This window comes from Comamonas sp. GB3 AK4-5 (assembly GCF_041320665.1).
In the GTDB taxonomy this organism is placed as follows: Bacteria; Pseudomonadota; Gammaproteobacteria; order Burkholderiales; family Burkholderiaceae_C; genus Comamonas.
The window spans coordinates 1367668-1394302 of the sequence record NZ_CP166730.1 but is presented as its reverse complement, the minus strand read 5'-3'; the positions used below and the strand labels follow the sequence as shown (position 1 = coordinate 1394302).

The 26635-nt window shown below is 62.9% G+C and carries 28 protein-coding genes and 4 tRNA genes; 5 read left to right on the top strand and 27 right to left on the bottom strand.

The features are described 5' to 3' along the window. Window positions 1-6: 6 nt before the first annotated feature. The 25 genes from nuoH to serS form a co-directional block, all read right to left on the bottom strand. On the bottom strand, window positions 7-1083 hold the full coding sequence (gene nuoH / locus ACA027_RS06235; RefSeq protein ID WP_370681532.1) for an NADH-quinone oxidoreductase subunit NuoH: 1077 nt from the start codon (window positions 1081-1083) through the stop codon (window positions 7-9). Beyond that, window positions 1080-3194, bottom strand: coding sequence for an NADH-quinone oxidoreductase subunit NuoG (nuoG, locus tag ACA027_RS06230; protein ID WP_370681531.1), 2115 nt, complete (start codon window positions 3192-3194; stop codon window positions 1080-1082). Before nuoG ends, nuoH begins: the two co-directional genes overlap by 4 nt. Window positions 3195-3209: 15 nt before the next feature. Beyond that, window positions 3210-4583 (bottom strand): NADH-quinone oxidoreductase subunit NuoF, encoded by a 1374-nt coding sequence (nuoF, locus tag ACA027_RS06225; RefSeq protein WP_370681530.1) that lies wholly within the window; start codon window positions 4581-4583, stop codon window positions 3210-3212. After that, window positions 4580-5071 (bottom strand): NADH-quinone oxidoreductase subunit NuoE, encoded by a 492-nt coding sequence (nuoE, locus tag ACA027_RS06220; RefSeq protein ID WP_370681529.1) that lies wholly within the window; start codon window positions 5069-5071, stop codon window positions 4580-4582. The genes nuoF and nuoE overlap by 4 nt, the downstream gene beginning before the upstream one ends. After that, on the bottom strand, window positions 5068-6321 hold the full coding sequence (locus ACA027_RS06215; protein WP_370681528.1) for an NADH-quinone oxidoreductase subunit D: 1254 nt from the start codon (window positions 6319-6321) through the stop codon (window positions 5068-5070). The genes nuoE and ACA027_RS06215 overlap by 4 nt, the downstream gene beginning before the upstream one ends. 28 nt (window positions 6322-6349) lie before the next feature. After that, window positions 6350-6958: an NADH-quinone oxidoreductase subunit C gene (locus tag ACA027_RS06210; RefSeq protein WP_370681527.1), complete on the bottom strand. Its 609-nt coding sequence runs from the start codon at window positions 6956-6958 to the stop codon at window positions 6350-6352. Window positions 6959-6967: 9 nt separating this feature from the next. After that, a complete protein-coding gene (locus ACA027_RS06205) occupies window positions 6968-7447 on the bottom strand; it encodes an NADH-quinone oxidoreductase subunit B family protein (RefSeq protein WP_066539321.1) in 480 nt (159 codons plus the stop codon). A gap of 25 nt (window positions 7448-7472) precedes the next feature. Then, entirely contained in the window at window positions 7473-7832 is a 360-nt protein-coding gene (locus ACA027_RS06200) for an NADH-quinone oxidoreductase subunit A (RefSeq protein ID WP_370681526.1), read from the bottom strand. A gap of 67 nt (window positions 7833-7899) precedes the next feature. Continuing rightward, a tRNA-Leu gene (locus tag ACA027_RS06195) sits at window positions 7900-7985 on the bottom strand. A gap of 126 nt (window positions 7986-8111) precedes the next feature. After that, a complete protein-coding gene (gene secG, locus ACA027_RS06190) occupies window positions 8112-8513 on the bottom strand; it encodes a preprotein translocase subunit SecG (RefSeq protein ID WP_370681525.1) in 402 nt (133 codons plus the stop codon). A 38-nt stretch (window positions 8514-8551) separates the two neighbouring features. Then, window positions 8552-9298, bottom strand: a complete 747-nt coding sequence (gene tpiA, locus ACA027_RS06185; protein ID WP_370681524.1) for a triose-phosphate isomerase — start codon at window positions 9296-9298, stop codon at window positions 8552-8554. Between the two features lie 9 nt (window positions 9299-9307). Then, the gene (locus ACA027_RS06180; protein WP_370681523.1) at window positions 9308-10294 is read right to left on the bottom strand and encodes an NAD(P)H-quinone oxidoreductase; all 987 of its coding nucleotides are present in this window, start codon (window positions 10292-10294) and stop codon (window positions 9308-9310) included. A gap of 155 nt (window positions 10295-10449) precedes the next feature. Then, the gene (gene pnp, locus ACA027_RS06175; protein ID WP_370681522.1) at window positions 10450-12684 is read right to left on the bottom strand and encodes a polyribonucleotide nucleotidyltransferase; all 2235 of its coding nucleotides are present in this window, start codon (window positions 12682-12684) and stop codon (window positions 10450-10452) included. Window positions 12685-12901: 217 nt separating this feature from the next. After that, window positions 12902-13168 (bottom strand): 30S ribosomal protein S15, encoded by a 267-nt coding sequence (gene rpsO, locus ACA027_RS06170; protein WP_042418801.1) that lies wholly within the window; start codon window positions 13166-13168, stop codon window positions 12902-12904. Between the two features lie 197 nt (window positions 13169-13365). Next, window positions 13366-14490 (bottom strand): bifunctional diaminohydroxyphosphoribosylaminopyrimidine deaminase/5-amino-6-(5-phosphoribosylamino)uracil reductase RibD, encoded by a 1125-nt coding sequence (gene ribD, locus ACA027_RS06165; protein WP_370681521.1) that lies wholly within the window; start codon window positions 14488-14490, stop codon window positions 13366-13368. Between the two features lie 54 nt (window positions 14491-14544). Then, complete coding sequence (locus ACA027_RS06160; protein ID WP_370681520.1) at window positions 14545-15021, bottom strand: type IV pilin protein; 477 nt, start codon at window positions 15019-15021, stop codon at window positions 14545-14547. A 17-nt stretch (window positions 15022-15038) separates the two neighbouring features. After that, window positions 15039-15779, bottom strand: a complete 741-nt coding sequence (locus ACA027_RS06155) for a pilus assembly protein PilX (RefSeq protein WP_370682524.1) — start codon at window positions 15777-15779, stop codon at window positions 15039-15041. Window positions 15780-15834: 55 nt separating this feature from the next. Next, on the bottom strand, window positions 15835-16890 hold the full coding sequence (locus ACA027_RS06150) for a PilW family protein (RefSeq protein ID WP_370681519.1): 1056 nt from the start codon (window positions 16888-16890) through the stop codon (window positions 15835-15837). A gap of 24 nt (window positions 16891-16914) precedes the next feature. Beyond that, a complete protein-coding gene (pilV, locus tag ACA027_RS06145) occupies window positions 16915-17550 on the bottom strand; it encodes a type IV pilus modification protein PilV (protein ID WP_370681518.1) in 636 nt (211 codons plus the stop codon). A gap of 7 nt (window positions 17551-17557) precedes the next feature. After that, window positions 17558-18157, bottom strand: coding sequence for a GspH/FimT family pseudopilin (locus ACA027_RS06140; protein WP_370681517.1), 600 nt, complete (start codon window positions 18155-18157; stop codon window positions 17558-17560). A 113-nt stretch (window positions 18158-18270) separates the two neighbouring features. Further along, entirely contained in the window at window positions 18271-18834 is a 564-nt protein-coding gene (greB, locus tag ACA027_RS06135) for a transcription elongation factor GreB (protein ID WP_370681516.1), read from the bottom strand. Between the two features lie 82 nt (window positions 18835-18916). Beyond that, window positions 18917-18993, bottom strand: a tRNA-Arg gene (locus ACA027_RS06130). Between the two features lie 149 nt (window positions 18994-19142). Then, window positions 19143-19219, bottom strand: a tRNA-Arg gene (locus ACA027_RS06125). Window positions 19220-19221: 2 nt separating this feature from the next. Further along, window positions 19222-19311: transfer RNA gene (locus ACA027_RS06120), tRNA-Ser, on the bottom strand. 32 nt (window positions 19312-19343) lie between these two features. Next, complete coding sequence (gene serS, locus ACA027_RS06115; RefSeq protein WP_370681515.1) at window positions 19344-20672, bottom strand: serine--tRNA ligase; 1329 nt, start codon at window positions 20670-20672, stop codon at window positions 19344-19346. Between the two features lie 216 nt (window positions 20673-20888). Here serS and ACA027_RS06110 point away from each other — a divergent pair, with 216 nt between their 5' ends. Both ACA027_RS06110 and ACA027_RS06105 read left to right on the top strand, forming a co-directional pair. After that, window positions 20889-21560, top strand: a complete 672-nt coding sequence (locus ACA027_RS06110; protein WP_370681514.1) for an HPP family protein — start codon at window positions 20889-20891, stop codon at window positions 21558-21560. A 543-nt stretch (window positions 21561-22103) separates the two neighbouring features. Beyond that, window positions 22104-22457, top strand: a complete 354-nt coding sequence (locus ACA027_RS06105) for a hypothetical protein (RefSeq protein WP_370681513.1) — start codon at window positions 22104-22106, stop codon at window positions 22455-22457. A gap of 104 nt (window positions 22458-22561) precedes the next feature. Here ACA027_RS06105 and ispH read toward each other — a convergent pair whose 3' ends face one another. Both ispH and ACA027_RS06095 read right to left on the bottom strand, forming a co-directional pair. After that, entirely contained in the window at window positions 22562-23551 is a 990-nt protein-coding gene (gene ispH, locus ACA027_RS06100) for a 4-hydroxy-3-methylbut-2-enyl diphosphate reductase (RefSeq protein ID WP_370681512.1), read from the bottom strand. A gap of 1 nt (window position 23552) precedes the next feature. Further along, a complete protein-coding gene (locus tag ACA027_RS06095) occupies window positions 23553-24020 on the bottom strand; it encodes a peptidylprolyl isomerase (protein ID WP_370681511.1) in 468 nt (155 codons plus the stop codon). 99 nt (window positions 24021-24119) lie between these two features. On the opposite strand from ACA027_RS06095, the gene radC reads away from it, so the two are divergent. The 3 genes from radC (at window position 24120) to ACA027_RS06080 (ending at window position 26493) form a co-directional block, all read left to right on the top strand. After that, window positions 24120-24809, top strand: a complete 690-nt coding sequence (radC, locus tag ACA027_RS06090; RefSeq protein ID WP_370681510.1) for a DNA repair protein RadC — start codon at window positions 24120-24122, stop codon at window positions 24807-24809. A 159-nt stretch (window positions 24810-24968) separates the two neighbouring features. Then, complete coding sequence (locus tag ACA027_RS06085) at window positions 24969-25481, top strand: sigma-70 family RNA polymerase sigma factor (RefSeq protein WP_370681509.1); 513 nt, start codon at window positions 24969-24971, stop codon at window positions 25479-25481. 7 nt (window positions 25482-25488) lie between these two features. Then, entirely contained in the window at window positions 25489-26493 is a 1005-nt protein-coding gene (locus tag ACA027_RS06080; RefSeq protein WP_370681508.1) for a DUF4880 domain-containing protein, read from the top strand. Window positions 26494-26635 lie beyond the last annotated feature (142 nt).

The window sequence follows — 26635 nt, the reverse complement described above, 5'->3', positions numbered from 1 at the left end:
CCCCGCTTAGTTCCAGATGTTCCAAGGCGAGTGCAACCAGGCACCCACGATGACCAGCCACACCAGGGTGACGGGAATGAAGATCTTCCAGCCCAGACGCATGATCTGGTCATAGCGGAAGCGCGGGAAAGTAGCGCGGATCCAGATGAAGCAGGACACCACCATGAAGGTCTTGATGGCCAGCCAGATCCAGCCCGGCACGAAGGACAGCACATCCAGCGGAGGCAACCAGCCACCCAGGAACATGATCACCGCCAGGATGGACACCAGCCACATGCTGGCGTATTCGGCCAGGAAGAAGACGGCAAAGCCCATGCCCGAGTACTCGACCATGTGGCCAGCCACGATTTCCGACTCGCCTTCCACCACGTCAAAGGGGTGACGGTTGGTTTCGGCCACCACGGAGATCAGGTAGACGATGAAGATAGGCAGCAGCGGCAGCCAGTTCCACGACAGAATGCCCACGCCCATGCTGGCGAACTGGCCCTGGCCTTGTCCCACCACGATCTGCGTCAGATTCATGCTGCCGCTGACCATGATGACCACCAAGAAGCAAAAGCCCATGGCGATTTCATAGCTCACCATCTGTGCCGAGGCACGCAGCGCGCCCAGGAAGGCGTACTTGGAGTTGGAAGCCCAGCCCGCAATGATCACGCCATAGACCTCGATGGAGGTGATGGCCATGACCAGCAGCAGGCCGGCATTCACGTCGGCCAGCACCACGTCGGGCGAAAAGGGAACCACCACCCAGGCAGCCAGTGCCGGCATGATGGCCATCACCGGGCCGACATAGAACAGGCCCTTGGCCGCAGCCGTGGGGAAAATCAGCTCCTTGGTCAGCAGCTTCAGGCCGTCGGCCATGGGCTGCAGCAAGCCCCAGGGGCCCACGCGGTTGGGACCGGGACGCGCTTGCATCCAGCCCAGCAGCTTGCGCTCCCACAGCGTCAGATAGGCCACCGCGATCATCAGCGGCGCCACGATGCAGATGATGCCCAGCAAGGCCCAGATGACGGGCCAGGCGGCACTCGCCCACCAAGAGGCTGCGACCATATTCAGGCCGCCGTTATAGATTGCGTCGATCATGCAGCGCCTCCTTCACGGGCCTCGCGCGCATCTGCCGTCAGTTGCAGCGCAGGCGCACGGCGAACGATGCTGTCCAATTGGTAAATGCTTGCGGTCACCGGGTCGGCGGCCGGCGTTGCCACCACGGCCGCAGCGGCGGTGGTGCGGTTGCTCAGCTCGGCAGTGAGCTGGCTGGTGCCGCCAGCGGCCACGGCCAGCACGTCTTGCGAGGACTCGAAGTCCATGCCCGACACGCCCAGCAGATTGCCCAGCACGCGCAGCACCTTCCAGGCCGGACGGGCTTCGCCTTGCGGCTTGACCACGGCGTGGAAACTCTGCACCAGGCCTTCGGCGTTGACGAAGCTGCCCGAGGTTTCGGTGAACGGGGCGATGGGCAGCAGCACATCGCTGAATTCCAGATTCGTCTTGAACGGGCTCAGCGTCACCACCATCTCGGCCTTGGACAGACCTTCGGCCGCCTTGGCACCCGCAGCCGTATCCAGCAGGGGTTCGTTGTTCAGCAGGATCACGGCCTTGGCCTGACCCGAGGTGATTTGCGCAGCGTTCAGGCCCTGGGCTTGCGGCTGGGCCTTGGCCCATTGTGCGCCCACGGTGTTGGCGGCTTCGGTGAGGTAGCCGACGGCTGCGCCGGTCTGCTCGCCAATCCACTGCGCCAGTGCCAGCAGGCTTTCCGCATGGGCATGGTGTGCAGCGGCATTGCCCAGCAGCACGGCCTTGCGCTCACCCGACAGCAGCGCTTGCGCGATGGCAGCGGCTTCCGCATTGCCGGCACCCGGCACGGGTGCGGCCACGCCCTTGGCCTGGGCCACGGCAGCGGCCACATCGGCCAGGGCCTGGGCCCAGTCGGTCGGAGCCACCACCGATGCCGTCACGGGCAGTGCCCAGTCGTACACGCGGCCATTGATGGCGAACACCTTGCAGCCCTTTTTGGCAGCCTGGCGAATGCGCTGTGCAAACAGCGGATGGTCCTTGCGCAGGTTGGAGCCCACGACCAGCACCGATTGCAGCTCGTTCAGCGCGGCAATAGGCATACCCAGCCAGCGCACGCCTTGTGCGGCGGCGAATTCGCCATGGCGCAGGCGCCAGTCGATGCTGTCGCTGCCCACGCCGCGCACCAGGGCAGCGGCCAGGTACAGCTCTTCCAGCGTGCTGTGCGGGCTGACCAGGGCGGCAACGCTGTTGGCACCATGGTCGTTCTTGATGTTGCGCAGGCCGTTGGCCACGTATTCCAGTGCGGTCTGCCAGTCGACTTCCTTCCACTCGCCGCCTTGCTTGAGCATGGGGCGGGTCAGGCGGTCTTCGCCATTGAGCGCTTCATAGGAGAAGCGATCGCGGTCGGCAATCCAGCATTCGTTGACGGCTTCGTTCTCGAACGGCACGACGCGCATCACACGGTGGTTCTTGACCTGCACGATCAGATTGGCACCGGTGGAGTCATGGGGCGAGACCGACTTGCGGCGTGACAGCTCCCAGGTACGGGCGCTGTAGCGGAAGGGCTTGCTGGTCAAGGCGCCCACGGGGCAGATGTCGATCATATTGCCCGACAGCTCGGAGTCCACGGTATCGCCCACCACGGTGGTGATTTCCGAGTGCTCGCCACGGTTGACCATACCGAGCTCCATGATGCCGGAGATCTCTTGGCCAAAACGCACGCAGCGGGTGCAGTGGATGCAGCGGCTCATTTCCTGCATGGAAATCAGCGGACCCACATCCTTGTGGAACACCACGCGCTTGTCTTCCTCGTAGCGCGAGCTGCCACCGCCATAGCCCACGGCCAGGTCTTGCAGCTGGCATTCGCCGCCCTGGTCGCAGATGGGGCAGTCCAGCGGGTGATTGATGAGCAAAAACTCCATCACCGATTGCTGGGCCTTGATGGCCTTGTCACTCTTGGTGCGCACGATCATGCCTTGCGTCACAGGCGTGGCGCAGGCAGGCATGGGCTTGGGAGCCTTCTCCACATCCACCAGACACATGCGGCAGTTGGCCGCGATGGACAGTTTCTTGTGGTAGCAGAAATGCGGGATATAGGTGCCGGCCTTCTCGGCTGCATGCATGACCATGCAGCCTTCAGCGACCTCCACCTTTTTACCGTCCAGTTCAATTTCAACCATATGCTTATCTCGCGATCAGGCGGCCTTGGCAGCCTGTTTGGAAGCGTTCTGGATCTTCGCTTCGAACTCGTGGCGGAAGTGCTTGATCATGGCGCGCACCGGCATGGCCGCTGCATCGCCCAGGGCGCAGATGGTGCGACCCATGATGTTCACGGACACGGAGTCCAGCAACTCGATGTCTTCCGGACGGCCTTCGCCGTGCTGGATGCGGTTCACCACGCGCCACAGCCAGCCCGTGCCTTCGCGGCAGGGCGTGCACTGGCCGCAGGATTCGTGCTGGTAGAAATAGGACAGGCGCAGCAGGCTCTCGACCATATCGCGCGAGTCGTCCATCACGATCACGGCGCCCGAGCCCAGCATGGAGCCGGCCTTGGAGATGGAGTCGTAGTCCATCGTGCATTCCATGATGATGTCGGCCGGCAACACGGGCGAGGACGAACCACCAGGGATCACAGCCTTGAGCTTGCGACCGGTGCGCACACCACCCGCCAGCTCGAGCAGCTTGGAGAACGGCGTGCCCATGGGCACTTCGTAGTTGCCAGGCAGGTTCACGTCACCGCTGACCGAGAAGATCTTGGTGCCGCCGTTGTTGGGCTTGCCGCACTCCAGGTAGGCCTGGCCGCCGTTGCGGATGATCCAGGGGACGGCCGCAAAGGTTTCGGTGTTGTTGATGGTGGTCGGCTTGCCATACAGGCCGAAGCTGGCCGGGAATGGCGGCTTGAAGCGGGGCTGGCCTTTTTTGCCTTCCAGCGATTCCAGCAGCGCGGTTTCTTCACCGCAGATGTAGGCACCGAAACCATGGTGACCATGCAGCTGGAAGCTGAAGCTGCTGCCCAGGATGTTGTCACCCAGATAGCCAGCGGCACGCGCCTCTTCCAGGGCGGCTTCAAAACGCTCGTAGGCGTCGAAGATTTCGCCGTGGATGTAGTTGTAGCCCACCGTGATGCCCATGGCGTAGGCAGCAATGATCATGCCCTCGATCACGATATGGGGGTTGTGCACCAGGATCTCGCGGTCCTTGCAGGTGCCCGGCTCGCCCTCGTCCGAGTTGCACACCAGGTGCTTCTGGCCGGGGAAGGTGCGGGGCATGAAGCTCCACTTCAGGCCGGTGGGGAAGCCCGCACCGCCGCGACCGCGCAGGCCGGATTCCTTCAGGGTGGCGATGACCTGGTCTTGCGTCAGGCCTTCGCTGCCATCCTTGCCCAGCAGCTTGCGCAGGGCTGCATAGCCACCACGCGCTTCATAGTCCTTGATGGACCAGTTGCTGCCATTCAGATCGGCATAGATCTGGGGGTTGATGTGGCGGCCATGAAAGCAGGTCTCGTTGCCGGACGAAGCGAACTTGGCCAGCACCGCATTGGCGGCGGGATTGTTCAGGATGCCACTCATGCCTTGCCCTCCGCAGCGCGCAGGCCGTCCACCAGCTCGTCGAGCTTTTCATTGCTCATGAAGCTGCACATGCAGCGGTCGTTCACCAGCATCACGGGCGAGTCGGCGCAGGCGCCCAGACATTCCGACTGCTGCAGCGTGAACATGCCATCGGCCGTGGTCTCGCCCATCTTGATGCCCAGCTTGGATTCCAGGTGGTTCAAGGCCTTGTAGCCGTCACGCAGCTGGCATGGCAGATTGGTGCAGACGTTGAGCTTGTACTTGCCAACGGGCTGCTGGTTGTACATGTTGTAGAAGGTGGTGACTTCATGCACCGCAATCTGGGGCATCTCCAGCACTTCGGCGATGACCGCCTCGCTCTCGGGGCTGACCCAGCCCTGCTCTTGCTGAACGATGGACAAGCAGGCCATCACGGCAGACTGCTTCTGCTCGGGCGGGTACTTGGCCACCTCGCGCGCAAAGCGCGCCTTAGTCGCTTCAGTAATCATCGGTCAATCTCTCCGAACACGATATCCATGGTGCCGATGACGGCCACCACGTCAGACAGCATGTGTCCGCGAATCACCTCATCCATCATGGACAGGTGGGCAAAGCCCGGGGCACGAATCTTCACGCGATAAGGCTTGTTGGCCCCGTCGCTCACCATGTAGATACCAAACTCGCCCTTGGGATGTTCCACCGTTGCGTAGGCTTCGCCTTCGGGCACGGTAAAGCCTTCGGTGAAGAGCTTGAAATGGTGGATCAGCTCTTCCATGTTGGACTTCATGGCTTCGCGGGCCGGCGGCGCCACCTTGTGGTTCTCGGTGATCACCGGACCGGGGTTGGCACGCAGCCACTTCACGCACTGCTTGATCAGGCTGGTGGACTGGCGCATTTCGGCCATGCGCACCAGGTAGCGGTCATAGCAGTCGCCGGTCTTGCCCACGGGCACGTCGAAGTCCAGCTCGGAATACACCTCGTAGGGCTGCTTTTTACGCAGATCCCAAGCAATGCCGGAGCCACGCAACATGGGGCCGGTAAAGCCCATGTTGAGCGCGCGCTCGGCCGTCACCACGCCGATACCCACCATACGCTGCTTCCAGATACGGTTGTCCGTCAGCAGGGTTTCGTATTCATCCACGCACTTGGGGAAGCGGTTGGTGAAGTCTTCGATGAAGTCCAGCAGCGAGCCCTGGCGGTTCTTGTTCAGCTCGGCCACGCCCTTGGCGTTGCGCACCTTGCTGGCCTTGAACTGGGGCATGGTGTCCGGCAGGTCGCGGTAGACACCGCCCGGACGGAAGTAGGCCGCATGCATGCGCGCGCCGGACACGGCTTCGTACATGTCGAACAGGTCTTCACGCTCGCGGAAGGTGTACATCAGCACCGTGGAGGCACCGCAGTCCATGCCGTTCGAACCCAGCCACATCAGGTGGTTCAAGAGGCGCGTGATTTCGGAGAACAGCACGCGGATGTACTGGGCGCGCTTGGGCACTTCAAGGCCCAGCAGCTTTTCGATGGCCAGGCAATAAGCATGCTCGTTGCTCATCATGGACACGTAATCCAGTCGGTCCATATAGGGCAGCGACTGGATATAGGTCTTGTGCTCGGCCAGCTTTTCAGTCCCGCGGTGCAGCAGGCCCACGTGCGGGTCGGCACGCTGCACCACCTCACCGTCGAGCTCCAGCACCAGGCGCAACACACCGTGCGCAGCCGGGTGCTGAGGACCAAAGTTCAGGGAATAGTTTTTGATTTCTGCCATGATCGTCCACTAGGAGGCGCTACGCGCTTCAGTGCAGGCCTCCGTACTTTTCTTCGCGGATGATGCGCGGGGTGATCTCGCGCGGCTCAATGGTCACCGGCTGGTACACCACACGGCCCAACTCCTCGTCATAGCGCATTTCCACATAGCCAGACAGGGGGAAGTCCTTGCGGAAGGGATGGCCGATGAAGCCGTAGTCGGTCAGGATGCGGCGCAGGTCGTCATGGCCTTCAAACACGATGCCGTACAGGTCGAAGGCTTCGCGCTCGAACCAGTTGGCCGCGCTCCACAGCGGAGTCACCGAAGCCACCACCGGGTATTCGTCATCCTCGGCATAGACACGCACGCGAACGCGCTGGTTCAGGCTCACGGACAGCAGATGCGACACGGCAGCAAAACGGGCACCTTCGGTGCCCACTTCTGCATAGGTGGAGTAGTCCATGCCACACAGATCCACCAGCTGTTCAAACTGGCATTCCGGAGCATCGCGCAGCACTTGCATGGCGGCGTAATACTGGGGGGCAGACACCTCGACGGTGACCTCGCCCAGCGCGACTGTGACACTGCGGGCTTTTTCGCCCAAGGCAGCAGCCACCAGATCCCGAAGCTTTTCGGGCTGAATAGCGATTGCAGACATCTGAACTCCTTAGACGCGAGCGATGGTGTTCGTGCGGCGGATTTTTTGCTGCAGCTGGATGATGCCGTAGATCAGGGCTTCGGCAGTGGGGGGGCAGCCAGGCACGTACACATCCACAGGCACCACACGGTCGCAGCCGCGCACCACGGAATAGCTGTAGTGGTAGTACCCACCACCGTTGGCGCAGGAACCCATGGAGAGCACCCAGCGCGGCTCGGACATCTGGTCATACACCTTGCGCAGGGCCGGGGCCATCTTGTTGCACAGGGTGCCGGCCACGATCATCAGGTCGGACTGGCGCGGGCTGGGGCGAAACACTTCCGCACCGAAACGCGCCAGGTCATAGCGTGCTGCAGCGGCATGCATCATTTCCACTGCGCAGCAGGCCAGGCCGAACGTCATGGGCCAGATCGATCCGGTCTTGGCCCAGTTCACCACAGCGTCATAGCTGGTGGTGACAAAACCTTCCTTCATCACACCTTCGATCATCGTGTTTCCTCTTTGTATTTCGCTGTCATTCCCAGTCCAGGGCGCCTTTTTTCCACTCGTAGACAAAGCCCACGACCAGAACCGCCAGGAAGATCAGCACAGCAATGAAACCGGCCAAACCCACGTCCTGGAGCGCAACGGCCCAGGGCAACAGGAAAGCGATTTCCAAATCAAAAAGAATGAACAGAATGGCGACGAGGTAGTAGCGCACATCGAACTTGCCGCGGGCATCGTCGAAGGCCTCAAAGCCGCATTCGTAAGGGGAGTTCTTGGCATCATCCGGGCGGTTGGGGCCGAGCACGTAGCCGAGCACCAGGGGGCCGATGCCTACGGCCATGCCCACGATGATGAACAAGAGAACGGGGAGGTATTGATCGAGGTTCATCTTGAGGTCGCGTTTCCCGCTTGACCTTGCCCCGACCACTGCCTGATCAGGGCAGGCTTGTTATGTGTGGTGCCGTCGGCGAGACTCGAACTCGCACAGCTTTACGCCACTACCCCCTCAAGATAGCGTGTCTACCAATTCCACCACGACGGCTTTTTCGTCCCGAGTGCCTGGATGGCATGAGGAGCCTCCTCTAACAAAGGCTTTGGCTTTCCAGGCGATCCCCAGATTCTATCCTGAAAAACCCCTGCTCTGAGGATTTTTCAGGATGGTGCCCATTTATTTCGCAGGCACCTGCTCTGCTGCCGGCGCAGCAGGCTGCTGCACGGGTGCAGGCACGTCATTGACCACCGGAGCGGGCACTTCGGGGTTCAGCGCTGCAGGTGCAGGAATGCTGGCTGCGGGCGTGCTTTCCAGCACGCTGCCCGTGCTGGCAGCAGGGCGGCTGTTGCCCAGATAGGCCAGGGCCAAGGTGCAAACAAAGAACACCGTGGCCAACACGCCGGTGGTGCGCGACAGGAAGTTGGCACTGCCCGAGGCTCCAAACAGGCTGCCCGAGCTGCCGCTGCCAAAGGCAGCACCCATATCCGCACCCTTGCCGTGCTGGATCAGGATCAGGCCGATCATGGCCAGGGCGGTGAGCATTTGCACACCCAAAATCACACCAGATAATGCTTGCATTCAATCACTCCTAAATCAATAGCTTGCTGTGCGTACCATCATTGGGCCGCAGCAATAATTTGCAAAAAGTCACCCGCCTTCAATGCGGCGCCACCCACGAGGCCACCATCGATATCGGGCTGTGCCAGCAGTTGGGCTGCATTGGCGGCATTCATGCTGCCGCCATACAGCAGCGGCACGCGATCGGCCTGAGCCGTGGCCGCAGCCAGTTGGGCCCGCAACACGGCATGCACGGCCTGGGCCTGCTCGGGTGTGGCGGTCTTGCCGGTGCCAATGGCCCACACGGGCTCATAGGCCACCACCAGCTCGCTGACGCAATGGCCCACCTGCTGGATCACCGCAGCCAGTTGGCGCTTGACCACAGCCTCCGTCTGCCCCGCATCATGCTCGGCCAAGGTCTCACCCACACACACCACGGGCGTGATGCCCTTGGCCAGTGCAGCCTGGGCCTTCAGCGCCACCGCAGCGTCGGTTTCGCCATGGTATTGGCGGCGCTCGCTGTGACCCACCAGAACGTAGCGCACACCAAACTCCTGCAGCATGGCGGCCGACACCTCACCGGTGTAAGCCCCTTTTTCATGCTGCGAGACATCTTGCGCACCCACGGCAATGGGCGAGTCCTGCACGGCTGCCTGCACCTGCACCAGATAAGGCGCCGGCACGGCCACACCCACGCCGCACGACAGCGCAGCGGGCAGCCCCTGGCGGATGCCCGCCAGCAGCTCGGCATTGGCCTGCAGACCGCCGTTCATCTTCCAGTTGCCAACAATCAGTTTCTTCTTCATCCGCTTTGCTCACCAGGTCAAAACAATCTTGCCGATCAAATCACCCGACTCCATCAACGCATGGGCCTTGCCCGCATCCTGCGCCGCAAAACGGCTGTGGATGATGGGACGCACCAGGCGCTGCTCCAGGAGCGGCCACACCTGCTCGCGCAGTTCGCGGCCAATGGCCGCCTTGAAGGCCACGTCACGCGGGCGCAGCGTGCTGCCCGTCACCGTGAGGCGACGGCGCATCAAAAGGCCGGCATTCAGGCCTGCTTCCAGACCGCCTTGCACGGCAATCACCACCAGGCGACCGTCTTCCGCCAGGCAGCGCACTTCACGCTCCACATAGCTGCCGGCCACCATGTCCAAAATCACATCCACACCCCGCTTGGCCGTCAGCCGCAAGGCCTCCTGCTCAAAGTCCTGGGTCTTGTAGTTGATGGCGTGGTCGGCACCCAGCTTCAGGCATTCGGCGCATTTGGCGTCGGCGCCGGCCGTGACGATGACCGTCGCCCCAAAGGCTTTGGCCAGCTGGATGGCCGTCACACCAATGCCGCTGCTGCCACCTTGAATCAACAAGGTCTCGCCCGCCTGCAGACGCCCGCGCTGGAACACATTGCTCCAGACGGTGAAGAAGGTCTCCGGCAAAGCCGCAGCCTCCTCATCACTCAGCCCCTGCGGCACCGGCAGGCATTGGCCCACCGGCACGGCACAGTACTGCGCATAGCCACCGCCTTGCAGCAGCGCGCAGACACGGTCACCCACGGCAAAGCCTGCGGCCGCCATGGCGACCGCGTCACCCGCTTCGATGACACCTGCCACTTCCAGACCCGGCAGGTCGGAAGCACCCGGCGGCGGTGGATAAGCACCCTTGCGCTGCACCACGTCCGGGCGGTTCACGCCGCTGGCGCTCACCCGGATCAACACCTCACCTGCTTGCAGCTGAGGCATGGGGCGCTCGCAAGGCTGCAGCACTTCGGGCGGACCGAAACGACTGATTTCTATGGCCTGCATGCTGTGCGCACGTCCTTTACAAATTGGCAGCCAAACCGTCGCTCACGCAGATAGAGAAAGCGACGGCAGCTCATTTTTTTGACACAAAAACCGTGGATGGCAGCGCACGAATGCGCCACCTGTCCACGGCCTGCGGCAAAGCCGCTCAACCCAGCTTATTGCTGTTGTTGTTGCTGCTGCTCAACGTCGTCCTGCGATTCGCGGGGAGCGCGGGGCTCACGGGATTCGCGAGGTTGACGAGGAGCACGGGGCTCACGCTCGGCGGGAGCTGGGCGCTCGCTGCGCTCCATGCCGGCGGGACGCTCGGCCAGCACCTTCATGGACAGCTTGATGCGGCCCTTGTCATCGGTTTCCATGACCTTGACCTTGACGATCTGGCCTTCTTGCAGGTAGTCGGTGACCTTTTCCACGCGCTCGTGGGCGATCTGGCTGATGTGCAGCAGACCGTCCTTGCCGGGCAGCAGGTTCACCAGGGCGCCGAAGTCCAGGATCTTGGTGATCGGGCCTTCGTAGACCTTGCCGATTTCGACTTCGGCCGTGATCTGCTCGATGCGCAGCTTGGCTTCGTCGGCCTTGGCAGCGTCGCTGGAAGCGATGGTGATGGTGCCGTCTTCCGCGATGTTGATCTGGGTGCCGGTTTCTTCGGTCAGCGCACGGATGGTGGCGCCGCCCTTGCCGATCACGTCACGGATCTTCTCGGGGTTGATCTTCATCGTGTAGAGCTTGGGAGCGAACGACGAAATTTCGGTCTTGGCCTCACCCATGGCTTCTTGCATCTTGCCCAGGATGTGCATGCGGGCTTCCTTGGCCTGGGCCAGGGCGACTTGCATGATTTCCTTGGTGATGCCCTGGATCTTGATGTCCATCTGCAGGGCGGTGATGCCATTGGTGGTACCGGCCACCTTGAAGTCCATATCACCCAGGTGATCTTCGTCGCCCAGGATGTCGGTCAGCACGGCGAACTTGTTGTCTTCCTTGATCAGGCCCATGGCGATACCGGCCACATGCGCCTTCATGGGCACACCGGCGTCCATCATGGACAGGCAGCCGCCGCAGACCGAAGCCATGGACGAGGAGCCGTTGGACTCGGTGATTTCCGACACCACGCGGATGGTGTAGGGGAATTCTTCCTTGGTCGGCAGGCAGGCAGCCAGTGCACGCTTGGCCAGACGACCGTGGCCGATTTCGCGGCGCTTGGTCGAGCCCATGCGACCCACTTCGCCGGTGGCAAAGGGAGGCATGTTGTAGTGGAACAGGAAGCGGTCTTCGAACTCGCCGGCCAGGGCGTCGATGCGCTGTGCATCGCGCTCGGTGCCCAGAGTGGAAATCACCAGGGCCTGGGTTTCACCACGGGTGAACAGGGCCGAGCCGTGGGTGCGGGGCAGCACGGAGTTGCGGATTTCGATGGGGCGCACGGTGCGGGTATCGCGGCCGTCGATGCGGGGCTCACCGGCCAGGATCTGCGAGCGCACGATGCCGGCTTCGATGTCGAACAGCATGGCTTCGACCTTGACGCCATCAAAGGCAATGCCTTGCTCGGTCAGACCAGCCTTCACTTCGGCGTAGGCCAGGCGGCAGGCGTGCGTGCGCACTTGCTTGTTGCGCTCTTGGTAGGCAGCGCGCAGCTTGGCGTCACCCAGCTCGGCCACCTTGGCGATCAGGGCTTCGTCCTTGGCAGGAGCGGTCCAATCCCAAGCGGGCTTGCCACCTTCACGCACCAGGTCATGGATGGCGTTGATGGCGATCTGGCCTTGCTCGTGGCCAAACACCACGGCGCCCAGCATCACTTCTTCGGGCAGTTGTTGGGCTTCGGACTCCACCATCAGCACGGCGGCTTCGGTACCAGCCACCACCAGGTCCATCAGCGAATCCTTGCGCTGGGTCTGACCGGGGTTGAGCACGTATTCACCATTGATGTAGCCCACGCGAGCAGCACCGATGGGGCCGTTGAAGGGCAGGCCCGACACCGACAGGGCGGCGGAGACGGCGATCATGGCGGCGATGTCGGCGTCGACTTCGGGGTTCAACGAGATGGTGTGGATGACCACGTGCACATCGTTGTAGAAGCCTTCGGGGAACAGCGGGCGGATGGGGCGGTCGATCAGGCGGCTGGTCAGGGTTTCCAGCTCGGAAGGCTTGGCTTCGCGCTTGAAGAAGCTGCCGGGGATCTTGCCTGCGGCGTAGGTCTTCTCGATGTAGTCCACGGTCAGCGGGAAGAAGTCCTGGCCGGCCTTGGCGATCTTCGAGCCCACCACAGTGGCCAGCACCACGGTGTCATCGATGTTGACCAGCACGGCGCCGGAGGCCTGGCGAGCGATTTCGCCGGTTTCCATGGTGACCGTGTGCTGGCCCCACTGGAAGGTCTTGGTGACTTTGTTGAACATCGTCATATGTGTACTCCTGGTTATGTAGCTGCAATAGCTTTTGCAGCAATGGCTTGGAGGCTAAACAGAACACGATGCCATTCCACAAACGCACATCCAGCTATCTTTTTTGATAGCCCGTGGGCTGGTGGAATGACACAGCTTCGCTCTGTTTGCACAAACTCCAAAGTAAAAAACGCCTGAGCTAGCGCGCTAACTCAGGCGTTCCGATCTTGCACTGTGCTTACTTACGCAGGCCCAGCTTGGCGATCAGGGCGGTGTAACGGTCCGCATCCTTGGACTTCAGGTAGTCCAGCAGCTTGCGACGACGGCTCACCATACGCAGCAGACCGCGACGACCGTGGTGGTCCTTGGCGTTTGCCTTGAAGTGGGGAGTCAGCTCGTTGATGCGAGCGGTCAGCAGGGCCACTTGCACTTCGGGGCTACCGGTGTCGTTTTCGGAACGGGCGTTGGCCTTGACAACTTCAGCCTTTTTGGAGGCAGCGATCATGATTTTTCCTTGTAGAAAGACAGCGCTTGGCCATCTTTTGGTTACTTGCGCCAGGGCTGGAAAGGCTCCGGCGTGCGTCTTGCACCATGCAAAACCCTGTGATTATAGCAAGAGCCCATATCCCGCATCCTGGCAAGCCAGCGGCAGCCCATCGCCATGACACAGTTTCAGAGCGTGCCAAGCGCGTGTTGGCAGCCTCAGAAGCGGTCGCGCCCCGGCACCCGCGCCAGCACGCGCAGGTCGGCCCCCACCTGGCGTACCTCCTGAAAGCCCAGCGGCACGCGCTGGGCCAGGTCGGTCAACGGACCCCATTGCGCCATGTCCGCCCCCATGCCCAGCAGGCTGGGCGCCAGGTAGAGCAGCAGCTCGTCCAGCATGCCGCTGGCCAGCAGTGCGCCATTGAACACGGCGCCGGCCTCCACATGCAGCTCGTTGACCTCGCGCCGGGCCAGGTCGCGCAGCATGGCGGGGATATCCACCCGCCCCTGCGCATCCGGCATCTCAACCAACACCGCGCCACGCTGCTGCAGCGCTGCGGCCTGGGGCACATCAGCCCGCGCGGTATAGATCAGCACCTGGCGTTCGGCCGCAAACAGGGTGGCATCGGGCGGAGTGCGCAGCTGGCTGTCGGCAATCACCAGCCGTGGCTGGCGTTCGGTGGCCATGCTGCGCACATCCAGGCGCGGATTGTCGGCCAACACCGTGCCCACGCCGGTGAGGATGGCGCAGGCACGGGCCCGCCATTGCTGGCCATCGTTGCGCGCGGCCTCTCCCGTGATCCATTGGCTGGCGCCATTGGGCAAAGCGGTTTTGCCATCCAGCGAGGTGGCCGCCTTCATGCGCACCCAGGGCTGGCCGCGCACCATGCGGCTCAAAAAACCCAGGTTCAGCTCGCGGGCCCGCTCCGCTCCCAAGCCGACTTCGACTTCCACACCCTGGCTGCGCAGATAGGCCACGCCCTGGCCTGCCACCCTGGGGTTGGGGTCCAGCAGCGCGGCATACACCTTGGCCACGCCGGCCTGGGCCAGGGCCACACAACAAGGCCCCGTGCGGCCGGTGTGGGCACAGGGCTCCAGCGTGACATAGGCCGTGGCGCCCGCCACCGCATGACCACGGGCCTGGGCATCGCGCAAGGCCATGACTTCGGCATGCGGGCCTCCGGCACGTTGGGTGGCGCCTTCGCCAATCACCTGGCCTAGCGCGTCCACCAGCACACAGCCCACACGGGGGTTGGGTGAGGTGCGGTAAAGCGCCTGCTCGGCCAAATCCAATGCTCTGTCCATCCAGCGGCTGCTGGCCTGTGCTGCGGCGGCTGCCTGCATATCGGTCCTTTGTTCTTCTGCGGCCTGGCCCGCCGGAGAGATGTTTGAGATGCTCTATTTCCAGCAATAGGCCATGGCCTGCTTTGCATCGGCAAAGCGGCTGCTGTCGTAATTCTCCAGGGTTTTGCGGCCGTACTGGTCGATGCGGTAATCACCGCAGCGGTCGGCGTCCATGGCGCCCGTCCGCCTGGCCTTCAGGCCATAGGCCTCAGGCTGCCTGGCATCCACGCTCAACTCCAGCGTGTAGTGCGCAGCACCCTCACCCGGCGCCGGGGACTGCGCCAACGAGGGCGGAAAGCCATCCACAGCCAAGGCCGTGCTGCCCCGCACTTGGTAATAGCTGAAGTTCTCGCTATAGAAACGCTCAAGCCACTGCTGCCCCTGGGCCAGCACCGCCGTCATGGCCACGCGCCTGGATTGGGCCAGGTGTTCGGCATAGCTGGGATAGGCCAAGGCAGCCAGCGCGCCAACGATGACCACCACCATCATCAGCTCGATCAGCGTAAAACCGCGCGACGGGGAAGAAGACATGGCGCAGACTCCTTTGGCTAATCGGGATAGGTGCGCAGGCCGGGAATCTCCCGCCACTGCAGGCGCGGCGCCGTGCTGCCGGCCATTCCCTGGCCCGCCGCCGGCTGCTGCGCATCGGGGAACACCACGGTTTGCAGCACCACCTGGGTTTGCATCGAATAGCCAAAACCCCGTGCCGTGATGCGGTACATGGCAGACCATGGCAAGGCATTGCTGTCACCGGAAGTTGTCTGCGATTCTTGCTGGTTGATGCGCAGTTTTTTGCGCCGGAAATACTCCACCAGGTATTCGGGCTGGCGGGCCACAGCCTTGACCGGCGCGGCACCGGTAAAAGCCCCTAGGGGCACGCCGCCCGAGAAATTACAGCGACCGGCGCTGGCAGGCACGCGGCCGGGCTTTTGCGCAAAGTTGTTATTCCATTTTCCACCCTTGGCCGTGGGCCACCAGACCTCTCCGCCAATGGGCTTGTTCCAGTCCATCACCGCGTAGGCCGCATCACTGAGTACACACAGGCCACGGCCGCAATCGGCGCTGAAGTCGGCCGGCGTGATGGCCAATACACCGCGGCTGCAAGAGGCGTTGGTCAGCAAGGTCATGCCGGGGTTGAGCAGATCGCGCTCGGCATCGCGCAACGCGGTTTCTGCGGCCTCGTGCGCAGCGGCGTAATCCAGCTGGTTGCGTGCCAGCTGCTCGGAAAAAATGGATTGCTTGACGCCCCACACGCTGATGGCGGCAGTCAGGAGCAAAAACAGCAACACCACGATCAAGGCCAGCCCGCGCTGCGGGCGCCGGACTGCAGCATGGGTGCACCGCTCAATAGCTGTATGGCAACGCATTGCGCACCCCGAAGAGCTGCACCAGGCGTTGCACCCATTGGCCCGCAGGCTGGGCCTGCGGCCTGTCGTCGCAGTCCAGATAGCGCATTGCCTGACCTGCTGGATCTTCCAGCCGCACCGCACCACCCTGGGATTGGATGAGGATGCAGACCTTGACCACACTGACCCGCTGCCAGCCCGTATAGGCTTGCCCATGGATGCCCACCACCGGCATGGCATCGACCTCCGCCGCGGAATAAAAGCGCTCGGGAAGGCTGTCGGCCTCGCCAGAATACACGCCATAGCGAAACCGCATGTCCTTGAAGCCCGAGACCATGGGCTGGTAAATGCCGGGGCTGCCAAAGGCGCTCATGCCATTGCCCGAGCAGGCCAGGCTCTTGGTGACCACATCCTGCTGATCGACAAAATTCTTCAGATCGCGCAGCGCATAGCGGTTGGAGACAAACAGCGGCTGCAACGGAGGTTGATTCAGCTTCTTTCCGGCATTGCTCCGGTATTTGTTGCTGGGGTCGTTGTCCACGGCCGAGCCGGTGCAGTCTTTGCGGCTGCCGCCATCGCCCATGGCATCGGCGCTGAAGTAATTCACCACCAGACTGTCGGGCTGGCTGGCATCCACCGCGGGGCAGGTGGCGGTCTGCACATTGAATTCCCCACCATCGCAGCCATAAATCCCCGCCCTATAGGCCAGGGGCGGCCAGCCCTGTGCCATGTTCTGCCAGTCGCTGTCTTTGCGCACGGCAGACTCCAGCGGCGGATAGCTGTCATAGCCGCCCACCTGGCTGCCATCAACCGCGCTGGACGCAAAACTGGCCGGGTAAAAGCCCGCATTCAAGATATCGCGGCCCAGCATCCCCATGGCAAACGCACCTGCCTCCTCGGCTGCGCTGCGCCGCTCCTGGGCACGCTGCAGGCTGGCGGTGTGCAAATAGACCGTGGCGGACGCCCACACGGCCCACAGGCCGATGGCCATGGCCACCATCAGCTCCACCAGGCTCAGGCCCTGCTGCCGGTGGTTGGCATATGCCCTGTGCATGGCCGGCCTTTGCATCAGGGTAGATCAGGGCAGAAACGACATGCGCCAGCAGCGCACACCCGCAGGCGCCCGGGCCTGGCCCGGACAGCAGTTGTAGACCATGGTCTGGTCGGCGTCTAGAACGCACACCGGCGCCAGGCGCAGCTGTTTGGCGATACCGCCACCGTCTTTTTCCCGGGTTTCGCTGAGCTGCTCCTTGTCCATCCACATCAGCGTCACATCGATGCCCAAGGCTTTATCGCCCTGCACCATGGCCGCGCCCTGGGGCAGCAACTCCCTGACGCGCTGGCGCCACAGCGCCATGTCAAAACCTGCACGCTCGGCCGCGCTGCAGAGCGTGCGCTCGCAGTCCTTGCCCACGGTTGGCGGCGCCCCGGCCTGGTCAGCCCAGCTGCTTTCCAGTACATACAGCGAAACACCACCGCCCTGGTACACACCAAAGCCCGGCCCTGCCGCACCGGCGTTGATGCGCACCCGCTCCGCCAGGTCGGACACCAACAGGGCCACGGCCGCCTGGGCCTGGACATTGACCCGGTATTTCGCCGTGGACGCCTGCAACGCCGCCATGCCCAACAAGCCCACGGCCATCAGCAGCAAGGCCACCATCACCTCCAGCAGCGAAGCCCCGGCTTGATGCAAAACATATGGATGGGTCCGCATGTCCGGCTCATTTGTAGTTGTTGCAGCTGCGGCTGGAGGGAATGGTGCGCACACGCCCCAGCGCATCCAGGCAGATATTCAAGCCATATTTATCGTTGAGGGCATTGCCGGCAGAGCGATAGTAAATATCGAATTCCGAGGCATTGGCAATCGCATTTCCACCACGGGCGTTGAAGTTGATTTTCTTCACCCCGGATTGGGACTGCAGATAATATTCCTCGCTCCATCCCATACGCAGCTCAATAATGTCTTGCAGCGCATCCGGCGTATTTTTATTGGCATCGCAAGAAGGGTTGAGGAAAAGCATCCACCCCGGCTGCCAGTCCGCATCACCCTTGCTGCCGCAGGCCGGCAAGTCCTTGTCAACACTGCTGCTGATGCACATGGTGGTGCAGACGTTCTTGCCCACCGCCGTGTTTCTGGCCTTGAAAACGGTTTGTGCAAAATCATCGGCAATGCGGCGCAGCTTGATTTTGACAAAGAACTCTTGCAGCGCGGGCGCCGCCAACAGCAAGCACAAGGAAAGAATAAAAACCGTGAGCAGCAATTCCACCAAAGTGAAGCCTGCATATCTGAAATGACCGGCTAAAAAATAAGGGCCACGCATGCGGCCCATTATGGCGATGGCGTTTTTTGCCCAACCGCCTTTTGTTCCCCGGTCACCACCGCCCGGCTGGCGCCAAAACCAAGGCGGCCCGGCCGGGTTTACTGCTGGCTTGACTACATGTTGGCCGGCTTGGGGTATTGCACCTCCAGCACCTCCAGCATGCGCACACCTGCGGGTGTGGGCAGCGGCACCTCATCGCCTGTGCGTGATTTCAGCAGCGCGCGCGAAACCGGCGCAATCCAGCTGACCTGACCCTGGGCGCTATCGGCCTCGTCAATGCCCAGGATGGTGATGGTGCGCTCCACACCTTCATCATCGGCATAGGTCACGGTGGCGCCAAAGTAGACCTGCTCGCTGCCATGGTGCACGGCGGGGTCCACCACTTCGGCAATTTCCAGGCGCTTAGTCAGAAAGCGGATGCGGCGATCGATCTCGCGCAGCCGTTTTTTGCCGTAGAGGTAGTCGCCGTTTTCGGAGCGGTCGCCATTGCTGGCCGCCCAGTGCACCACCTCCACGATCTTGGGCCGCTCGTTGTCGATCAACTCCAGCAGCTCGGCACGCAGCCGTTGGTAGCCTGCTGGCGTGATGTAGTTCTTACCCCCAGGCGGCAATGGCGGCAGCGCGCCGATCTCGTCGTCGTCATCCCCGTCGGATTCTTTGGTGAAAGCCTTGTTCATAGCCCGCCATCTTCACACATACGGGCAATGCGCTGCGCAAACGAAAAAGCCTCAGAACATTTCTGTTCTGAGGCTTGTCGTTTGGTGCGGCTGGCAGGAATCGAACCCACGACCCCTTGGTTCGTAGCCAAGTACTCTATCCAGCTGAGCTACAGCCGCTAAGCTATCGATTATAGGGCCAGTTGATAACCCTAAATTCGAATTTTCCAAATTACTTTGGAAGAGAACCTGTTTTTCATGACGCTGAAAAACAAGGCTTTCACAAATAGACAAAAGCCCCAGAAACTTTCGTTTCTGGGGCTTGTATCTGGTGCGGCTGGCAGGAATCGAACCCACGACCCCTTGGTTCGTAGCCAAGTACTCTATCCAGCTGAGCTACAGCCGCATTGGCGGAGAGGGTGGGATTCGAACCCACGGTACGTTTGCACGTACGCCTGATTTCGAGTCAGGTACATTCGACCACTCTGCCACCTCTCCGTGTGTCGAAGCTGAAATTATAGCCTAAAAAATCAGGCCTTCAGCAAAGTTTTGCCACCCATGTACGAAACCAGTGCTTCGGGCACGGTGATCGAGCCATCAGCGTTCTGGTAGTTCTCCAGCACAGCCACCAAGGCGCGGCCCACGGCCAGGCCGGAACCGTTCAAGGTGTGGACCAGTTCGTTCTTGCCCTGGGCGTTCTTGAAGCGGGCCTGCATGCGGCGCGCCTGGAAGGCTTCGCAGTTGGAGACAGAGCTGATTTCGCGGAAGGTGTTCTGCGCCGGCACCCACACTTCCAGGTCATAGGTCTTGGCCGCGCCAAAGCCCATGTCACCGGTGCACAGGCTCATCACGCGGTAAGACAGGCCCAGCTTCTGCAGCACGGCCTCTGCGTGGGCCGTCATCTCTTCCAGCGCCTCGTAGCTTTTTTCCGGATGCACGATCTGCACCATCTCGACCTTGTCGAACTGGTGCTGGCGGATCAGGCCGCGCGTGTCACGGCCGGAGGAGCCGGCTTCCGAGCGGAAACAGGGGCTGTGCGCCGTCAGCTTGATGGGCAGGCGCTCTTCGGCCAGCACCTCGTCGCGCACCAGATTCGTCAGCGGCACTTCGGCCGTGGGAATCAGATAGAGCGCTGCGGTATCGGGCACGGGTTCTGCGTCCTGGCCGCCCTTCTTGGCCGCAAACAAATCGCATTCGAACTTGGGCAACTGGCCCGTGCCCTTGAGGGAGTCGCTGTTGACAATATAGGGCACATAGCATTCGGTGTAGCCATGTTGCTCGGTCTGCAGGTCCAGCATGAACTGGGCCAGGGCGCGGTGCAAGCGGGCGATCTGGCCCTGCATCACCGTGAAGCGGGCACCGCTGAGCTTGACGCCGGCTTCAAAATCCAGCCCCAGGGGTGCGCCCAGGTCCACATGGTCCTTGAGCGCAAAGTCGAACTGCTTGGGACCTTTTCCATCAGGACTCCAGCGGCGCACTTCCACATTGCCTTCTTCGTCCGCGCCCACGGGCACGCTGTCGTGCGGCAGATTGGGCACGGCGGCCAGCATGGCTTGCAGCTCGCTCTGGATCTGGTCCAGGCGCGCAGCGGATTGCTCCAGCTCGGACTTCATGGCGGCCACTTCGGCCTTGGCAGCTTCGGCGGCGTCTTTCTCGCCCTTGCCCATCAGCATGCCGATCTGCTTGGACAGCTGGTTGCGCTTGGACTGCAGCTCTTCCGTGCGCGTCTGGATGGACTTGCGTTCGGATTCCAGCGCCTTGAAGGCTTCCACATTCAGGAAGGCTTGCGGGTTCTTGCGGGTCAGCAGTCGGGCGACGACCGAGTCCAGGTCTTTGCGAAGAAGTTGAATATCGAGCATAGACGGCGATTTTAGTGGTGCAGCCGCGCTTGCGTGCAGCGCAGTGGCATGTTCCGAACCCAGAGCAGGTGCTGCCGCGTGAAATCTTCAGGGCGGCACACCGCATCCACCCACAAGAAATGCGCACAGCTGCCGATAGATAGCATGTACAGGCATTGCCGAAATCCAGAGGCCGGCACCCACGTTCGGCCACACCCACCATTCAAGGGAGACTCCATGTTTTACGTATTCGGCATCAACGGCCCCATGTACCACGGCGGCCCGGAGCGACTGTCGCAGATCGCTCCGGTGCGCCGCGTGCCACGGAGCCAGGCGCTGAACACGCTCACCACCCAGGACGAAAGCAGCAGCCCGGCCCTGCACCAGCCCTCCACGGAAACCACGCTGCGCAGCCCCCTGGCACAAGGCGCCGTCTCCGCCTATGAGGGCACGGCCCAGGGGCCCAAGGAAGAACGCCACCCGCTGCGCCTGGTGTCCGATGTGATGACGCGCGGGGCATTCACCGTGTCGCCGCGCAGCATGGTCAACGACGCCTGGCACCACCTGGCCAAGCACCGCATCAGCCAGGCTCCGGTACTCAACGATGCCGGCCAGGTCATTGGCCTGCTGCTGCGCGCCGACATGGCGCCACTGGATCTGCTGCCCGAGCCCGGCGCCGTGCGCGACGCCATTGCGCTGGCGCGCCGCCCGGTGGCCGAGGTGATGCTCACCCCCGTGCCCACGGTGGATGAGAGCGCCGACCTGCGCCGCGTGGCCAGCGTGCTGCTGGACACCGGCCTGCCTGGCCTGCCCGTCACTGATGGCCAGGGGCAGCTGGCCGGCTTTGTCTCGCGCAATGACTTGCTCAAGGCCATTGCCAGCGATCCCCCTCTGGATTTGTGGAGTTGATGCGCAACCTGCGCACAAAAGGCCCGCAGTCTCTACATTGACCCCAGGAATGCGCCACGCGCTGCATCACCCTTTAGAGCCATCCCTTTCAAGGTGTTTGAGCAACCGGCGCTATCTACCTGCATTTGCACATCAACAAGCCAAAATTAGCGCTGTTGTGCACAAAAAATAGGCAGTTCAATGCTGGTTTTGCTGTTGATTGCCGACTGATTTAGGCCAGATAAGAGCACCGACACCAAGACCTTGAAAGGGGTGCCCTTTAGAGCGTGTTTACGATCTCCTCGCGGCGCGCCAGTGTCTTTGCGGGATGGGATACAAGGCGCGACACCGCAGCAATAGCCGTGCTATTGCGAGGATTCGCAACACAGTAGACCGCCCGCAAAGGCACTGGCCCGCAGGGTTGGAGCGAAATCGGGCGATTTCTTCGCGCTGTGGCTTGCTTGCACACGCGTGCAAGCTGCACTCCATCGCTTCGAACTCATCCCGATTGCGCTTCAACGCGCCTGCGTAGAGATCGTCAACACGCTCTTGCAAGGAGTTGCCATGTTTGTGCTTTGTCTGCTGGGCTTGCTGTGCACCGCCACACTCGCCTTCTGGCCTCTGAACCCGCAGGCCCCCAACCCGGCGCGCGCGGCCGCCTTGGTCTTGCTGATGCTGGGCGGCGCGCTGACCAGCTTGCTGCTGACCATCGCGGCAGGCTGGAGCAGCTGGCAGGGTAGCTCTGCCCCCTGGCGCAGCAGCCTGCTGCTGGCCGTGCTCAGCAGCGCCTGCGCCATCGCCCGCAGGCGGTGGCCGCCTGGCATTAGTTCTTGCGTTGCGCCTTGCACCAGGCCTTGCGCAGGGCCTGGCATCCACCGTCCAGCCACCCTCAAAAAAAAGAGCACCCTCAGCGCATGAGTGGCCAGATTGCAGCAGTTTTCGACTGCATTGTCTGGCCGCATACGCACGGAGTGCTCTTTATTCAGTAGCTGTCTACGCCAGACAGCGTTTCCGGTTCAATCTCAGGCGCCGGTTTCGGGCGCCTTGCGCACCTCGATCTCCAGGCCGGTGGCCGCGTCGATCTTCAAGCCCTTGGGCAGGGGAAACTTGATGGTTTCCTCGATGCCATCCATCTTGCGCACCGCCACCGCGCCCAGGCTGCGCACCCGGGCAATCACGTCGTTGACCAGCACCTCGGGTGCCGAGGCCCCCGCCGTCAGGCCCACGCGGGCGGCATTGGCAAACCATTCCTCACGCAGCTCGTCCGCGTTGTCCACCATATAGGCCGGCGTGCCCAGGCGGGCCGCCAGCTCGCGCAGGCGGTTGCTGTTGGAGCTGGTGGGGCTGCCCACCACAATCAACACGTCCACCTGCGGCGCCAGCACCTTGACGGCGTCCTGGCGGTTTTGCGTGGCATAGCAAATGTCCTGTTGCTTGGGCTGGCGCACTTGCGGAAAGCGGGCGGTGATGGCGGCCATGATGCCGGCAGCGTCGTCCACGGACAGCGTGGTCTGGGTGACCACGGCCAGCTTTTCGGTCTGGCGCGGCGCCACCGTGGCCACATCGGCCTCGTCTTCCACCAGGTGAATGCCTTCGGACAGCTGGCCCATGGTGCCTTCGACTTCCGGATGGCCTTTGTGGCCGATCATCAGAAATTCGTAGCCTTCCTTGGCCAGCTTGGCCACCTCCACATGCACCTTGGTCACCAGCGGGCAAGTGGCATCGAAGATGGCAAAGCCACGGGCCTTGGCCTCTTCCTGCACGGCCTTGGACACGCCATGGGCGCTGAACACCAGGGTGGCGCCCGCAGGCACGTCATCCAGTTCTTCGATAAAGATGGCACCCTTGGCCTTCAGGTCATTGACCACAAAGGTGTTGTGCACGATCTCATGGCGCACATAGATGGGCGCGCCAAACTTGGCCAGCGCGCGCTCCACGATCTCGATGGCGCGGTCCACGCCGGCACAAAAGCCGCGCGGCTCGGCCAGCAGGATTTCCTTGGCTCCGACCACGTCAGAGCACTCCGATGATCTTGACCTCGAACGTCACCGGCTGGCCTGCCAGCGGATGGTTGAAGTCGAACAGCACGGCGCCGTCTTCGCGCACCTGCACCACGGCACCGGCATAGCTGCCCAAGCCGTCGGGGGTGGGGAACTGCACCACATCGCCGGCCATGTATTGCTCGTCCGGGTCGCCCAGCTCATTCATCAGCTTGCGCGCCACCCACTGCATCATGTCCACATTGCGCTCGCCAAAGGCGGCGCCGGCCACCAGCTCGAACGTGGTGTGCGTGCCTTCGGCCAGGCCCAGCAGCAGCTCCTCCATGGCGGGAGACAACTCACCCGCGCCCAACGACAGCGTGGCGGGCTTTTCGTTGAAGGTGTTGATCACGTCCCCAGCCAGGCCGGCCAGGCGGTAATGCAGGGTGAGAAAGGAGCCCGGCTGTACGGTGGGCGTGGATGCGTGGGTCGTAGTCGTCATGGTGGTCCCGAGTAATCTGGCCCCATTGTAAAAAACCGGGCATGCCCCCGCGCAGACTCCGCGCATAACCGCAGCCCTCTTTGCCACTACTGTGCTGCCATGGCCCTCCAAGACCTGCCAACCGATGCCCAACCCCGCGAGAAACTGCTGGCCCGTGGCCCGGCCGCTCTGGCCGACGCCGAGCTGCTGGCGATCGTGCTGCGCACCGGCCTGGCCGGTTGCAACGTGCTGCAGCTGGCGCAGAGCCTGCTGAATACGCCAAGCCAGGGCGGTTTTGATGGCCTGGCAGGTTTGCTCTCCGCCAGCGCCCAGGACCTGGCCCGTATCAAGGGGCTGGGACCGGCCAAGCGGGCCGAACTGCTGGCCGTGATGGAGCTGGCCAAACGCGCCACGGCCCAGCAGCTGCGCGAGCGCACGGTGTTCACCGACCCGCAGGCCGTGCGCCACCACCTGCAGCTGTGCCTGGCCCAGCGCCCACACGAGGTGTTTGCAGTCCTATTCCTCGACAGCCAGAACCGGCTGATTGCGCTGGAAGAACTGTTCCACGGCAGCCTCACCGCCACAGCGGTCTATCCACGCGAGGTGCTGCTGCGCGCCCTTCACCACCAGGCCAGCGCCCTCATCCTGGCGCACAACCACCCCAGCGGCAGCGTGCAACCCAGCCCTGCCGACAGCGAGCTCACCCGCAGCCTGACGGCCGCCCTGGCCCTGGTGGACGTGCGCGTGCTGGACCATGTCATCGTCGGCCCCGGCGTGGCGCTGTCCATGGCCGAAGAAGGTCTTTTGTAGCCGAGGGAACTGGGCCTGCATGCCATGCGCGCGCCACCAGGGGCGCTGTCGGATTTCCCCCACAACCGGCCCGCAGCGCCGCCCCTTCACCAGCAAAGCGGCGGCTTTGGTATGTCAGCATGTAAAATGCGAAGAGTTCTCATTTGCATACATGGAGCCATGTCTTCCTCTCCTGCCGCCGACCCGGTGCACGCGCTCTATGTCAACCACCACGCCTGGCTGCACGGCTGGCTGCTGCGCAAACTGGGCAACACCCACCAGGCCGCCGACCTGGCGCAGGACACCTTTGTCCGGGTGATCGTGGCCGAGCAGGTCCATGCCATTCGCGAGCCTCGGGCCTATCTGACCACGCTGGCACAGCGGGTGCTCTACAACTTCTGGCGCCGACGCGAGCTGGAACAGGCCTGGCTGGATGCGCTCGCCAGCCTGCCCGAAGAGGTCGCACCCTCTCCCGAGGACTATGCCCTGGTGCGCGAGGCTGTCGAAGCCCTGGACCTGTGGCTGGACGGCCTGCCTCCCAAGGTGCGCCAGGTGTTTTTGCTGCGCCGCCTCGACGATATGAAGCATGCAGAAATTGCCGAGGTGATGGCCGTGTCGATCACCACCGTGGAACGCTATATGAAGCAGGCCCTGGTGCACCTTTACCAATCGCCGATGTGGCCCCGGGACTGACGGCCCCATGGACATCGCCACCGATCAGGCCATCGACTGGCTGGTGCGGCTCGACTCCGGCCATGCCACGGCCCAAGACCAGCAGGCCTTTGAATGCTGGCTGCAGCAGTCGCCAGCCCATGCCCAGGCCTGGGCCTGCGTGCAAGGCCGCCTCTCGCGGGGACAAGCGCATGGCGTGGAGCCGGTGCTGGTCCAGTTGCGCCAGCACAGCGGCGCCAGCCTGGGCCGCCAGGCCCTCCTCGCGCCGCCCCCCACGGCAGCGCGCCGGCGCGGGCTGCTGCGCGGTGGCGTGGCCGCCGTGTTGCTGGGCACGACCACGGCCTGGCTGATCGACCGCCAAACCCCGCTGGCCATGCTGGCTGCCGATCTGCGCACCGGCACAGGCGAGCGCGGCCACCACTGGCTGCCCGATGGCAGCGAGCTGCTGCTGGATGCACGCTCGGGGGCCGACATTGCCTACAGCGCCACCCAGCGTTTGCTGCGCCTGCGCGAAGGCGCGCTGCTGGTGCAGGTGGCCCGCAGCGCCACGCCCGAGCAGGCTGCGCGGCGGCCTTTTGTGGTGCAAAGCGCCCAAGGCCTGGCACAGGCCCTGGGCACACGCTTCATGGTGCGCCAGGCCGAGGGCCGCACCCTGGTGCATGTGCTGGAACACAGCGTGCGCCTGACCACCTTGTCCGGCCTGCAGCACGATGTGCACCAAGGCGCCAGTGCCTGGATGGAGGCGGATCGCATCACGCCGGTAGTGCACACACGCCTGGCGCCCGCGGCCTGGTCCGATGGCCTGATCGAGGTGCGCAACCAGCCGCTGGGCGAGGTGATTGACGCCTTGCGGCCCTATCAAAGCGGTGTGCTGCGCATCAGCCCGGAAGCCGCGCGACTGCGGGTGTTTGGCGTGTTTCCGCTGGACCGGCCCGCCCAGGTGCTGCTGGATCTGGAAGCCACCCACCCCGTGCATGTGCGCCGCTGGGGGCCGTGGCTCACGGTGATCGATCTACGGAACAGCTCGGGGTAGAGCTGGATAGCGCAGTCAGCCCGGCCTGACCGTAGGCCCTCTGGCATTGTTTTTTGCCGGCGATGACGGGTTTTGCCAGCCTCGTTGCACAAAGGAAATGAATCCCATTCACTTTGCTGCAACCACAAGGACTTGCCACACC